13 protein-coding genes are annotated in these 13,010 nt (G+C 66.1%); 5 read left to right on the plus strand and 8 right to left on the minus strand.

Features of this window, described 5'->3' with window-relative positions:
• Window positions 1–2 precede the first annotated feature (2 nt).
• Window positions 3–1,184 (minus strand): aminotransferase class I/II-fold pyridoxal phosphate-dependent enzyme, encoded by a 1,182-nt coding sequence (locus tag CN97_RS15295; protein WP_035713113.1) that lies wholly within the window; start codon window positions 1,182–1,184, stop codon window positions 3–5.
• Window positions 1,185–1,314: 130 nt separating this feature from the next.
• The gene (locus tag CN97_RS15300; protein ID WP_035713114.1) at window positions 1,315–2,652 is read right to left on the minus strand and encodes an amidase; all 1,338 of its coding nucleotides are present in this window, start codon (window positions 2,650–2,652) and stop codon (window positions 1,315–1,317) included.
• A 130-nt stretch (window positions 2,653–2,782) separates the two neighbouring features.
• Here CN97_RS15300 and CN97_RS15305 point away from each other — a divergent pair, with 130 nt between their 5' ends.
• The gene (locus CN97_RS15305; protein WP_035713117.1) at window positions 2,783–4,009 is read left to right on the plus strand and encodes a UbiH/UbiF/VisC/COQ6 family ubiquinone biosynthesis hydroxylase; all 1,227 of its coding nucleotides are present in this window, start codon (window positions 2,783–2,785) and stop codon (window positions 4,007–4,009) included.
• A 455-nt stretch (window positions 4,010–4,464) separates the two neighbouring features.
• Here the strand turns inward: CN97_RS15305 and CN97_RS15310 are convergent, their stop codons facing one another.
• The 5 genes from CN97_RS15310 to CN97_RS15330 all read right to left on the minus strand — a co-directional run bounded on the left by CN97_RS15310 (window position 4,465) and on the right by CN97_RS15330 (window position 9,284).
• On the minus strand, window positions 4,465–5,106 hold the full coding sequence (locus tag CN97_RS15310) for a bifunctional 4-hydroxy-2-oxoglutarate aldolase/2-dehydro-3-deoxy-phosphogluconate aldolase (protein ID WP_407059738.1): 642 nt from the start codon (window positions 5,104–5,106) through the stop codon (window positions 4,465–4,467).
• Window positions 5,107–5,108: 2 nt separating this feature from the next.
• Window positions 5,109–5,486: a Grx4 family monothiol glutaredoxin gene (gene grxD, locus CN97_RS15315; RefSeq protein ID WP_035713122.1), complete on the minus strand. Its 378-nt coding sequence runs from the start codon at window positions 5,484–5,486 to the stop codon at window positions 5,109–5,111.
• A 43-nt stretch (window positions 5,487–5,529) separates the two neighbouring features.
• Window positions 5,530–5,772 (minus strand): BolA/IbaG family iron-sulfur metabolism protein, encoded by a 243-nt coding sequence (locus CN97_RS15320; protein ID WP_035713124.1) that lies wholly within the window; start codon window positions 5,770–5,772, stop codon window positions 5,530–5,532.
• A 92-nt stretch (window positions 5,773–5,864) separates the two neighbouring features.
• A complete protein-coding gene (gene purL / locus CN97_RS15325; protein WP_035713125.1) occupies window positions 5,865–8,027 on the minus strand; it encodes a phosphoribosylformylglycinamidine synthase subunit PurL in 2,163 nt (720 codons plus the stop codon).
• Between the two features lie 348 nt (window positions 8,028–8,375).
• Window positions 8,376–9,284: a LysR family transcriptional regulator gene (locus tag CN97_RS15330; protein WP_035713129.1), complete on the minus strand. Its 909-nt coding sequence runs from the start codon at window positions 9,282–9,284 to the stop codon at window positions 8,376–8,378.
• A gap of 253 nt (window positions 9,285–9,537) precedes the next feature.
• On the opposite strand from CN97_RS15330, the gene CN97_RS15335 reads away from it, so the two are divergent.
• The 4 genes from CN97_RS15335 (at window position 9,538) to ccmE (ending at window position 12,640) form a co-directional block, all read left to right on the plus strand.
• Window positions 9,538–10,350, plus strand: a complete 813-nt coding sequence (locus tag CN97_RS15335; RefSeq protein WP_035713130.1) for a glutamate racemase — start codon at window positions 9,538–9,540, stop codon at window positions 10,348–10,350.
• 102 nt (window positions 10,351–10,452) lie between these two features.
• Window positions 10,453–11,064 (plus strand): hypothetical protein, encoded by a 612-nt coding sequence (locus tag CN97_RS15340; protein WP_035713133.1) that lies wholly within the window; start codon window positions 10,453–10,455, stop codon window positions 11,062–11,064.
• Window positions 11,065–11,155: 91 nt separating this feature from the next.
• Entirely contained in the window at window positions 11,156–12,184 is a 1,029-nt protein-coding gene (gene argC, locus CN97_RS15345; protein WP_035713136.1) for an N-acetyl-gamma-glutamyl-phosphate reductase, read from the plus strand.
• 9 nt (window positions 12,185–12,193) lie between these two features.
• Window positions 12,194–12,640, plus strand: coding sequence for a cytochrome c maturation protein CcmE (gene ccmE, locus CN97_RS15350; protein ID WP_035713139.1), 447 nt, complete (start codon window positions 12,194–12,196; stop codon window positions 12,638–12,640).
• 167 nt (window positions 12,641–12,807) lie between these two features.
• Here ccmE and CN97_RS20750 read toward each other — a convergent pair whose 3' ends face one another.
• Entirely contained in the window at window positions 12,808–12,951 is a 144-nt protein-coding gene (locus tag CN97_RS20750) for a hypothetical protein (RefSeq protein WP_156969591.1), read from the minus strand.
• Between the last annotated feature and the right edge of the window lie 59 nt (window positions 12,952–13,010).

Here is a 13,010-nt window from a genome sequence, read left to right on the forward strand (position 1 = left end):
CCTCACCCGTAGAGACAGTCGCGGAGCCGGATCAGGCCGCGCTTCAATTCGTCCTTCGGCGCGACGAGCGCCACGCGGATATATCCCTTTCCGGGGTTTCCGCTGTCTGTATCACGGCTGAGATAAGCGCCGGGCAGAACGCGGACACCCGTCTGTGTCCAGAGTTTCAGCGCCGCCGCCTCCCCGTCCTCCACCGGCAGCCAGAGGAAGAATCCACCCTCCGGGGGCTGATAGCCCTGCGCACCGGCAAAGACCTCGTCGGCCAAAGCATATTTCTCGGCATAAAGCGCCTGGTTGGCGATCACATGCGTCTCGTCAGACCAGGCGCGCGTGGAAACCGCCTGCAGCGGCAGCGGCACGGGCGCGCCGTTGTAGCTGCGCAGCTGCTTGATCCGCGCCATCGTCTCCGGTCCGCCCGCGACGAAGCCCGAGCGGGCTCCGGGCAGGTTCGAGCGCTTGGAAAGCGAGTTGAAGACGACAACCCGTTCCGGGTCGGCCCCGGAACGCACCAGCGCCTCCAACGCGCCCGGCGGCGGCGCGGTCCGCCAGATCTCGGAATAGCATTCGTCGGCGAATATCTTGAAATCGTGCTTCTCTGCCAGTGCGAGCAGTTCCAGCCAGTAGTCGAGCGAGGCGACAGCGCCCTGCGGATTGGCCGGGGAGCAGAGATAGGCGACCGTCACCCTGTCCAGCGTCTCGGCCGGAAGGGCGGCATAATCGGGCAGGAAGCCGGTCGCGGCGGTCGCGGGCACATAGACCGGATCAGCCTCGGAGGCGACGGCGGCCACGGCATAGACCTGATAGAAAGGGTTCGGGACCAGCACGAATGGCCTTTGCCCCGCCTTCCGCTCCGGCGAAACGGCGAGGCACGCGTTGAACAGCGCCTCCCGAGAACCGTTGACGTTGCAGATCTGCGTCGCCGGGTCGAGAACCGCGCCATAGCGCCGCTTCACCCAACCGGCGACTGCGGTGCGGAGTTCGGGCGTGCCCTCGTTCGGCGGATAGCGGTTGAACCCCGCCAAGTGGCTCGCGAGCACCTCTGCCACCCAGTCGGGGAAGGGATGCGTGGGCTCCCCGATCGTCATGGACACGGGTTCGCCCCCGGCCTCATGATGGTCGAGGAGTGCGCGCAGGCGCGGGAAGGCGTACTCTGGCAAAGCCGCGAACCGCTCGGGAAACTTCATACTGCTGCCTCGTCTCGGGGTCGTGGCGCCCCGTTCGCGATGACAATAGCCGGGAGCGGGACGGCGGTCCAGAAAAACGCATCACCCTCCGCGGCTTGTCGCGGAGGGTGTGACATGGTGTCCTGACGGCTCACGCGCGGGCGAGCGCCGCCTCCGCCGCGACGCCAAGGCGGAGCAGACGCTCCTCGCCCATCGGCGCGCCAAGCAGTTGCAGCCCGGCAGACGGCACGCCGGTCGGCAGCGTGAGCGCGGACAGACCGAACAGGTTGCCGATCCGGGTATTGCGGAGCGCGAGCAGGTTTTCCTTCACGTAGTAATCGCTGTCGCTCAGCAGCCGATCCGCTTCGGGCGGCAGAATGGGTGAGGTTGGCGTCAGCACCGCGTCATAGCCCGCCGTCACCTCCCGCCAGCGTTTGCGCAGCGCGGTCTGCCGGCGCATGGCGGCCACGTAATCCGCGCCATTGGTATTCGCACCGCCACGGAATCGGTCGAGAATCCGGGGGAACATCTTCTCCGGCGCGGCCTCTATCGCCTCGCGCCAGATGGCATAGGCTTCGGTGGCGAACAGGAGGCCGGAGAGCGACGCCGCCTCTGTCACCTCCGGGATCCGCCCCCGCTCGAGCCGCGCGCCCGCAGCCTCCAGCGCCTTCAGCCCATGCTCGAACCCGCGCATGGGCGCCTCGCGGACGTCATCCAGAGCCAGCGTCTCCAGCACGAGGAATCGCGTGCCCTCCAGCGTGGCGCCCCGCAGATCGGCGGGCTTGCCCCCCTCCAGCGCCGCGAGGATCAGGCCCGCGTCCTCCACCGACCGGGTCAGCGGCCCCACAGTGTCCAGCGTCTCGCAGAGCGGCACGGCCCCTTGCAGCGACAACCGCCCATGCGTCGTCTTGAGCCCGACGAGATCGTTCCACGCCGCCGGGAGCCGCACGGAGCCGCCCGTATCCGACCCGATGGCCGCCGGTGCGAGGCCGAAGGCCACGGAAGCTGCTGCGCCGGAGGAGGACCCGCCCGGCACCGCCTTCGGATCGTTCACATTGGACGGCGTCGCCGTTACCGGGTTGAGCCCCAGCCCGGAGAAGGCCAGCTCGGACATATGCGTCTTGCCAAGGCAGGCCAGCCCCGCTTCCGTGGCGTCGATCAGCACCTCCGCATCCCGGCCCGGTACGCGGCCAGCAAGAAGGGCGGAGCCGGCCTCCGTCGCCACGCCCGCCGTGTCGAACAGATCCTTCCAAGACACCGGAACCCCGTCCAGTAGCCCCCGGCGCTGGCCCGTCTTCTGGCGGGCATGGGCGGCCTCGGCCTCCGCCATGGCGCGGTCAGGGGTGACGCGGGCATAGATCCGGTCGCGTTCGGGATGGGCGGCGATGGCATCAAGATAGGCGCGGGTCACCTCTCGCGGATCAATCTGCCCGCTCTCGATCCCGCGTCCCAGATCGGCGGCCGTCATCCAGAGCCAGTCCTCGTTCATCCGTCAATCCCCCGCGGTTCCATGAATCGGCGGGAGGCTAGCTTTCCCTTGTCGCATGGACAATCCCGCCCGGAACGTTAGTTTCCCACCCGTGTCCCCCGATGCAGGCGGCGGGACGAAAGGACGGACGATGCAGACCGACAGCGACATTGCCATCGTGGGCGGCGGCCTCAACGGACCGGCCCTTGCCCTCGCGCTTGCCGGGGCGGGGTTTTCCGTGACGCTGATCGACGCAGGCCCGGCAGGCGCGCGGGGGCAGGCAGGGTTCGACGGGCGGGCCTATTCGCTCGCCGCGGCATCGCAGAAGCTGCTGACCGTGCTGGGTGTGTGGGAGCAGGTGGCGGAGAGCCAGCCGATCCTTGACGTGGTTGCCAGTCAGGGCCGCGCGGGAGAGGGGGCATCGCCCTTCTTCCTGCATTTCGACCATGCGGAGCTGGATGACGGGCCGATGGGCTGGATGGTGGAGGATCGCCACCTTTCTGCCGCCCTTTCGACCGTGCTGGACGCCACCCCTGCGATTCGGCGCATCAATGATACCGCAGTGACCGGGCAGGATATCGGCCCCGCCGGTGTGGCACTCAGCCTGTCCTCCGGCACCACGATCACCGCGCGGCTGGCGGTGGGTTGCGACGGGCGGCGGAGCGGCGTGGCGGAGCGGGCAGGCATCCACCGCAGCGGCTGGTCCTACGAACAGACCGCGCTGGTCTGCGCCGTGACGCATGAACACCCCCATCAGGGCGCCGCACATCAGTTCTTCATGCCCGGGGGGCCGCTGGCCATCCTGCCCCTGCCGGGCGGCCACCGGTCCTCCATCGTCTGGAGCCTGCCCACGCGTGACGCGGAGGCGCTGAAGTTGCTGGACGATGCCGCGTTTCTTGAGGTTCTCCGCCCGGCTTTCGGGGACTTTCTCGGGGATATCGCACTGGCGGGTGGGCGGTTTTCCTATCCCTTGAGCCTTTCGCTCGCCGATCATTACATCCGCCCTCGTCTCGCACTCGCGGGGGATGCGGCGCATGGGGTGCATCCGCTGGCGGGTCAGGGGCTCAACATCGGGCTACGCGATGTCGCGGCACTGGCCGAGGTGCTGGCGGAAGCGCATCGGCGGGGCGAGGATCCCGGCACGCTCCCGGTGCTCGGACGCTACGAACGCTGGCGGCGGTTCGATGCGACGGCGCTCGCGCTTGGCATGGATGGGATGAACAGGCTCTTCTCCAACGGCAATCCGCTGCTGGCCGCCATGCGAGGGGCAGGAATGGGCATGGTTCAGGCGCTGCCCCCCCTTCGGCGTGCTTTCATGCGTGAAGCGGCGGGTCTGGGTGGCGATACGCCGCGCCTGCTTCGCGGCCTGCCGGCATGACGCCCATCTGATAGGCGGGAGCGTCCGGGCTGCGGCCGCGCCCTACGCTGTGACCGAACGGTCGAAGGGAAGAAAAGCATCCAGAGTTCGACTGCCCCAACCGCTGCGACTGCCCCATCCGCTGCGACCGGTCGCGGTGAGGGGGAGAGTTCAGGGGGCGGTCGCGCCTCCGCAGTCAGTCGAGGAAGAGAAGAGCATTCCGTTCGGTGCTTCATCCTCTATGTCCGGACGGCCCAGGCCAGCGTGAGCGTTCGGGGCTGCGCTGTACGTTACGACCGGATGGCCGAGGCGAAGACGAGCGTCCCGAATGCGTTCGTACCATCCGCTTTGGCGGACGGGTGCTCTGCGCCGGAACGGCGGGCCCTGTCGCCCGGCCCGGTTCCGGCGCAGCGCTGTCAGGCCGGCTCTGTCAGACTGGCTCTGTCAAACTGGCGGGGTCAGACCGGCAGGCGGGGTCAGACAGAAGGATGCGCGGCGGCTTTTGCCAAAGCCTCTATCCCTGCCCAGTCGCCAGCGGCCACCTTGTCGGCCGGAACGACCCAGCTCCCGCCGCAGCAGATCACGTTCGGCAGTTCGAGATAGCGGGGCAGGTTCGCCGGGGTGATGCCGCCCGTCGGGCAGAAATGCGCGGCAGGCAGGGGTGAGGCGAGGGACTTGAGGAAGGGCACGCCACCTGCGGGTTCCGCTGGGAAGAACTTCATCGTGGTATAGCCGCGCTCCAGCAGGGCCATGACCTCGCTCGCCGTGGAGGCGCCCGGAAGGAGCGGCAGTTCCGCTTCTTCGCAAGCTTCAAGAATGCTGAATGTCGCGCCGGGAGACACGCCGAAGGTCGCGCCCGCCTCCTTGGCCCGCAACACATCCTCCCGGCGGAGCAGCGTGCCCGCGCCGACGATGCCGCCCTGCACCTTTGCCATCGCGCGGATCGCATCCAGCGCCGCCGGCGTGCGCAGCGTCACCTCGAGCACCGGAAGGCCGCCTGCGACCAGCGCCTCCGCCATCGGAACGGCGGTGGAGGCATTCTCGATCAGGATGACGGGAATGACGGGCGCTTTCCGGCAGATCTCCAGGGTCTGGCGGCTGGCCTCAGCGGGCGACAGACTCAACCGTTGGCCTCACGGATGCGGTCGGCGGCTTCCTGATCGAAGGCCACGCCCTTTGCGGTGAGCAGCTGGTCGAGCTCGCCCGACAGCGTCATCTCCGTCACGATATCGCAGCCGCCGACGAACTCGCCCTTCACGTAGAGCTGCGGAATGGTCGGCCAGTCGGAGAAGTCCTTGATCCCCTGACGGATATCCGCCTCGGCCAGCACGTTCACGTCGGTATAGTCGATGCCCATGTAGTTCAGCACCCCCGCGACGCGGGAGGAGAACCCGCATTGCGGCATCGTTTTCGTGCCCTTCATGAAGAGTACGACGTCATGGCTGTCCACCAGATTGCGGATCTGGTCCTGAACGGGGGAGGAGGCTGTGTCGCTCATCTCGGTCCTCATAATGAAGTTGGGCGGGCGTCTGCCCGCGAAGTCAGTCCGGTGCCTTGGTCGTCAGCGCCAGCGCGTGCAGCTCGCCATGCGCCCCGTCCATCCGACCCTTCAGCGCGGCATAGACCGCGCGTTGCTGCTGGACGCGGTTCAGCCCGCGAAAGCTCTCGTCGATCACCTCTGCCGCGAAATGGTTCCCGTCCCCGGCGAGATCGGTGATCGCGATCTTGGCCTCGGGAAACGTTTCCCGAAGCAGGTTTTCGATATCCTGGGCTTCCATCGGCATGAAGGGGCTCGTCGTCCTGTTTCCGTTTCCAAAGATGTAATCCGCCCACCCCCCGCCTGCAAGCTTTGGCCAACCGGGATGGGCAGATAGGCTCAGGCCGCGACTGCCTTTTCAAAGGCGGAACGGTAAAGCGCCGACAGGTCCGTCAGCGGGGCCGCCGAATGGCCCATGCGGAACTCGCTGCCGGTGAAGCGTCCGACCCGCTCGGCCGGGACGCCTGCCGCCGTCGCCGCGCGAAGCAGCGCATCGGCCGCTTCATCCGTGCAGGCCAACAGGTAACGCGCCTGATCCTCGCCAAACAGTGCCGGGATTTCCGCCGTCTCCAGCGCAAGACCAACACCCGCCGCCTCCGCCATCTCGAAAGCCGCCAGTGCCAGACCCCCGTCCGACAGGTCGGCGGCCGAGGTTGCCAGCGCCCGGTTCGCGCGGAGGAAATCCCCATTCCGCCGCTCCGCCGCAAGATCGACCGGCGGCGCGTCGCCCGCCTCGATGCCGAAGGCTTCCACCGCCAGCGCGGACTGGCCAAGGTGGCCCTTTGTCTCCCCAATCACGATGGCGACCATGCCTTCCGCGGGGCGGCCGGCGATCAGGTTCGCCACATCATCGATCAGCCCGACGGCGCCGATGGTCGGCGTCGGAAGGATGCCCGCGCCGTCGGTTTCGTTGTAAAGCGACACGTTGCCCGAGACGATGGGGAAGTCGAGCGCGCGGCACGCCTCGCCGATGCCGCGGATCGCGCCGACGAACTGCCCCATGATCTCCGGCTTCTCCGGATTGCCGAAGTTCAGGTTGTCCGTCGCGGCAAGCGGCAGAGCACCGGTCGCGGTCAGGTTCCGCCAGGCCTCGGCCACCGCCTGCTTGCCGCCCTCCACCGGGTTGGCCTTCACATAGCGCGGGGTCACGTCGGAGGTGAAGGCCAGCGCCTTCTGCGTGCCGTGCACCCGCACCACGCCCGCGCCAAGACCTGGGGAGCGAACGGTATCGGCCATGACCATGCTGTCATACTGCTCCCAGACCCATTGCTTGCGCGCATGGTTGGGTGAGCCGATCAGCGCCTTCAGCCCCTCGATCGGGTCGATGTCTGGCAACTCGCCCAGCGGCGCGGCGGCAGGCGTCGCCACCCAGGGGCGATCGTATTCCGGCGCGGAGGAGGAGAGCTTGGAGAGCGGCAGGTCCGCCTTCACCTCATTCCCGTGCAGGATGAGGAAGCGGTCCTCCGGGATCGTCTCGCCCACGATGGCGAAGTCGAGATCCCATTTGTCGAAGATCGCCTTCGCCTCCGCCTCCTTCTCAGGGCGGAGCACCATGAGCATCCGCTCCTGGGACTCCGACAGCATCATCTCATAGGCGGTCATGTTCGCCTCGCGCTGCGGCACGGCGTCGAGTGTGAGGCGGATGCCGAGGCCCCCCTTGTCGCCCATCTCCACCGCCGAACAGGTCAGGCCCGCCGCCCCCATGTCCTGAATGGAGATGACCGCGCCGGTCTTCATCAGCTCCAGGCAGGCTTCCAGCAGGCGCTTTTCGGTGAAGGGGTCGCCGACCTGCACGGTCGGGCGCTTCTCCTCGATCGTGTCGTCGAATTCGGCGCTGGCCATGGTGGCGCCGCCCACGCCGTCACGCCCCGTCTTCGCGCCCAGATAGACGACCGGCATCCCCACGCCGGAGGCGGCGGAGTAGAAGATCTTGTCGGCATCCGCGAGGCCCGCTGCAAAGGCGTTGACCAGGCAGTTGCCGTTATAGGCGCGGTGGAAGCGGACCTCTCCGCCCACGGTCGGTACACCGAAGGCATTGCCGTAGCCGCCCACGCCCTCCACCACGCCCTTGACCAGATGCGCGGTCTTGGGATGGCTGGGTTCGCCGAAGGAGAGCGCGTTCATCGCCGCGATGGGTCGCGCGCCCATGGTGAACACGTCGCGCAGGATGCCGCCCACGCCGGTCGCCGCGCCCTGATAGGGCTCGATATAGGAGGGGTGGTTGTGGCTCTCCATCTTGAAGACCACGGCCTGGCCATCGCCGATGTCCACCACGCCCGCGTTCTCTCCGGGCCCGCAGATCACCTGCGGCCCGGTGGTCGGCAGGGTGCGGAGCCATTTCTTCGACGATTTGTAGGAGCAGTGCTCATTCCACATGGCGGAGAAGATGCCCAGTTCCGTGAAGGTCGGCGCGCGGCCGATGATCTCAAGGATACTGTCGTATTCGTCCGGCTTCAGCCCGTGTGCGGCGATCAGGTCGGGAGTGATCTTGGGCTCGTCCATTGGCGGTCTCCGGGAGATTTGGCGGGGATGGAAGATATGGGCGTTTCCTTAAGCGATGATACCCCCGCCGGAAAGGTGGGAATGCAGAGGCAGTCATGCGGGAAGCGGCGGGATTTCGTGCAGGGGCGGGTGTGACTGCCCTATTCTTTGGCTTTAAGCCCCGAGAATACCGAAAACCAAAAAAAAGGCCGAGCAAAAGCTCGGCCCAAGTCCAACAGGGAGGTAAAGGAACGGCAGCAACTGCCGCGCCTTCGAGAGACCATCTATGCCCGCCGGCCCGGGGTATCAAGGCTGAGAGCCTTGCGCATCCTGCAACCCTGACATGTGTCATGGGTATGGCGGGCGTCTTCAGGCCTCGATTTCCTCTTCCTGAAGCTTCTTGCGGTGCTGGAAAATCTCTTCCAGCACGAAATCGCGGAACGCCGCGACCCGCTTGGAATGGCGCAGCTCCTCGGGATAGGCGAGGAAGACCGGCACCTCGCCGCTGTCCACATCGGGCAGCACGCGGACGAGAGAAGGGTCCGATTCGACCACGTAATGCGGCAGCACCCCGATGCCGAGGTTGTTGCGCACCGCCTGAAGCACGCCGAAGTAGTTGTTCACGTGCAGCGTCGCCCCGGGTTCATATGTGGTGAGCATCTGGATGAGGTTCTTGCCCGCCGTGACCTGCGGGGTGGAGGCGCTCTGGCAGATCAGCCGATGCTTCTTGAGTTCCGAAAGCTGCGTCGGCGTGCCGTGCTTCTCCAGGTATTCCGGGCTGGCATAGAGGCGGATGTTCACGCTCATCAGCCGCTTGCGGATGAGATCGGCCTGCGTCGGCTCCTTCAGGCGGATGGCCACGTCCGCTTCTCGCATGGGCAGGTCCAGCACCCGCTCCTCAAGGATCAGGTCGATCTTCAGATCGGGATACTTGTCGTAGAGCGACGCCAGCCGCGGCGCGAGCCAGATGGTGCCGAAGCCCGTCGTGGTCGTCACCCGCAGTTCGCCATAGACCTCATCGGAGGAGTCCCGGATCCGCGCAGCGGCGGCATCCAGCCGCTTGACCATCGCATCGGTGGCCTCGAACAGCAGTTCTCCTTGTTCGGTGAGGATCAGGCCCCGTGCATGGCGGTGGAACAACGTGGCATTGAGGCTTTCCTCAAGCGCGCGGATCTGACGGCTCACAGCAGACTGGCTGAGGTGCAACGTCTCGCCCGCATGGGTAAGGCTTCCCGCATCGGCCACCGCGTGGAAGATGCGCAGCTTGTCCCAGTCCATTTTTTCACGCCCTCATTCTGACAGTTCCCATATAAAATGGAATGTCAGCCATGCAACAGGCGCAAGCCGCATCGCAGCGTCTTTCGGTGCCGGAATGGCACTTGCGGGCGTTCATCTGACCCTTCTGGGCCTATGTGCCCGCATTTTCAGCGCATTGCTGCCGGAAGTTGCGCTGCATCGCAGCGAAATGGTGCCAATGGATTTTCTCCATCCGTCCGCTTAAGCAATGGCTCTGCGAGTCGGAGGTGCGGGCATGGCTGTCGGAGTGTTTGATTCGGGGCTTGGTGGCCTGACCGTGTTCGATGCCGTCGCCCGTCGCCTGCCGGACGTGCCTTTCGTCTATCTGGGTGACAATGCCCATGCGCCCTATGGGGTGCGGACTCCGGATGACATCTTCAACCTGACATGCCGGTCGGTCGAGCGGCTGTGGGATGAGGGCTGCGATCTGGTGATCCTTGCCTGCAACACCGCTTCCGCCGCGGCGCTTCGCCGGATGCAGGAAACGTGGATTCCTGCCGACAAGCGGGTTCTGGGCGTCTTCGTGCCGCTCATAGAGGCGCTGACCGAGCGGCAATGGGGCGACAATTCTCCCCCGCGGGAGGTGGCCGTGCAGCATGTCGCCCTGTTCGCCACGCCCGCCACCGTCTCCTCCCGCGCCTTTCAGCGGGAACTCGCCTTTCGTGCCATCGGCGTGGATGTGGAGGCGCAGCCCTGTGCAGGTGTCGTGGATGCGATCGAGCAGGGGGACGAGATGCTGGCGGAGGCGCTCGTGCATTCCCATGTGGAAGCCCTCAAACGCCGCATGCCGCGCCCGCAGGCCGCGATCCTCGGCTGCACCCATTACCCATTGCTGGAGCGGGTGTTCCGCGAGGCGCTGGGGCCGGAGGTGAAGGTCTATTCGCAGGCAGATATCGTGGCGGAGAGCCTCGCGGATTACCTCTCCCGCCATACCCATATGCGGGGCAGGGGCGGGCAGACGCGTTTCCTGACCACCGGCGATCCTGTCGCCGTCTCTCACAAGGCGACACAGTTCCTGCGCCGTCGTCTGGAATTCGAAGCCGCTTAGTGCCTTGTTAAGATACTAATTTAAATAAATATTTCCGATCATCCCTCTTGCGTCCGCACGGGGCCGGTATGATCTTCCTGTCTCCATCACAGGGGATCGACCATGCGCTTCACCTCAAGGGCGGTAGGCCGCCTTTTCTGCCTCGCTGCGGCGGGGGGATTTCTTGCCTCTCCCGCTGCGGCAGCGACCTTGAGCGAAGCCGATGTGGGGATGTTCAGCCATGAATGGTCAAGCCCCAGCATCGTCTCCGGCATGTCGGAGGTCACGGGCACGACCGGCGACGGCTACGATATGTTCCGCTTCGATCTGCCGGGCGGCGCGCGTGAGCTGACGATCAGCTTCTCGGCCGGGTCGCGCATGGGCTATTCCTACTCCGCCGGTTCTACGCTGATGTATTCGCTGACCGGGTTTCCATGGGGCTGGTCCGGGGCGACGCTCGGCACGGTCCAGATCGACTGGAACCAGCAGGCAGACCGGATCCTGCAGCTTTCGCTGGACGAGACGTTCGCGGGCACGCTCTACCTCGCGCTCTACAACACCCATGGTACGATGGATTATGCGATCAACGGGCTGATGGCTCCCAGCGCCGCCCGTGTTCAGCCGGAGGTTCCGGCCGCCGTTCCGCTTCCGGCAAGTCTCATGCTGCTCGGCTCCGCGATTGGCGCGGGCGGCCTTTTCGCCCTTCGCCGGAGGCGCGACGCAACGGCTTCTTGACCTTGGGGGTGGTGCGGTCGAAAAGGGTGCCGTCAGGGGGCCGGTCGGGATCGTCCGGCCCTGATCGTCCATGCAAGAGGGAACCCGTCCGATGACCCTTTCCGTCGCCATCCTTGGTGCGTCCGGCTATACCGGAGCGGAGCTTGTCCGCCTGATCGCTACGCATCCGGAGCTGCGTATCGCCGCACTCACCGGCGACCGAAAGGCCGGCATGTCCATGGGCGACGTATTCCCCTTCCTGCGCCATATGACCCTCCCCGATCTGGAGAAGATCGAGGATGTGGATTTCACGAAGGTGGACCTGTGCTTCTGCGCGCTGCCCCATGCCACGTCGCAGGCCGTCATCAGCACGCTTCCCGGCGACCTGAAGATCGTCGATCTTTCCGCCGATTTCCGGCTTCGCGATCCGGCGGAGTATGAGAAATGGTACGGCAAGCCCCATGCCGCCGTGGCGCTTCAGAAAGAGGCCGTCTATGGCCTTACGGAATTCTACCGTGACGACATCCGCGGTGCGCGTCTCGTTGCGGGCACCGGCTGCAACGCCGCGACCGGCCAGTATGCGCTCCGTCCGCTGATCGAGGCCGGGGTGATCGACCTCGACGATATTCTGATCGACCTGAAGGCCGGTGTCTCCGGTGCGGGCCGGAGCCTGAAGGAGCCGAACCTGCACGCGGAATTGTCGGAGGGCGCGCATCCCTATTCCGCGGGCGGCACCCACCGCCACCTGGGCGAGTTCGATCAGGAGTTCTCCAAGGCCGCGGGTCGCCCCGTCCGGGTCCAGTTCACGCCGCATCTGCTGCCGATGAACCGCGGCATCCTCGCCAATGTCTATGTGAAGGGCGATCCGCAGGCCGTGCATCAGGCGCTGGCGGAGCGTTATGCGACGGAGCCGTTCCTGCACGTCCTGCCCTTTGGTACACTGCCCTCAACCCGTCACGTGCGCGGCAGCAACTATGTCCATATCGGCGTGATCGGCGACCGCATTCCCGGCCGTGCCATGGTCGTCGCGGTGCTTGACAACCTTGCCAAGGGGTCGTCTGGTCAGGCGATCCAGAATGCGAACCTGATGCTGGGAGTGGAGGAGACGGCGGGGCTGACACTGGCACCTGTCTTCCCGTAAGGGGGTCGGATGAGGGGACTGAAGAAAAAGCGCAGGATTCAGGTGATCCTCGTGGCGGTGGTCGCACTCGTGCTCTCCACCGCCATGATCGGCTATGCGATGCGCGACGGGATCAATTTCTTCCGCTCGCCCAGTCAGGTGGTGGAGGCGCCCCCCGGCCCCAGTGAGGTCTTTCGCATCGGCGGACTGGTCGAAAAGGGCAGCCTGATCCGGGGGGAGGGCACGACCGTGAGCTTCCGTGTCACGGATGGCGGCGCTTCCGTGCCCGTGACCTTCACCGGCGTCCTTCCAGACCTGTTCGGAGAGGATGAGGGCATGGTCGGCATGGGCAGGCTTGTCGGCGGCGTCTTCGAGGCGACCGAAATCCTCGCCAAGCACGATGAGACCTATATGCCGAAAGAGGTCGTGGATGCGCTGAAGGAACAGGGCGTCTACAAGGAGCCGGGCGCGAGCTGACGGCCCGGCGCCCCGGCTGATCGCGTCGGCTGATCGCGTCGGATCTGCCTGCCTGAGGCTCAGCCCGGCCCTGATTTCTCTCCCTCCACCGCGATTGCGCCGGACCAGCGTGGGTGCCTGCGCCAGTTCGGCAGGCCACGCGCTTGCCTCGGCTCAGGACTCATGGATCATATCCAGAACCTGACAGCTGCGGCGATGGCGATCGCGGACATGAAGGTGCGGGCGCACCAGTCATAGCGGGTGCCGATGCGCCGCCAGCCCTTGAGCTTGCCGAGTAGATTCTCGATCCGGTGGCGCCTGCGGTGGAGCACGCCCGGCGCAGCCCGCTATCGCCGTATCCCGGCCGTGCAGCCCGGATCTTGCCAGTCGA

Origin of the sequence: Haematobacter massiliensis, assembly GCF_000740795.1 — a bacterium.
Taxonomy (GTDB): domain Bacteria; phylum Pseudomonadota; class Alphaproteobacteria; order Rhodobacterales; family Rhodobacteraceae; genus Haematobacter; species Haematobacter massiliensis.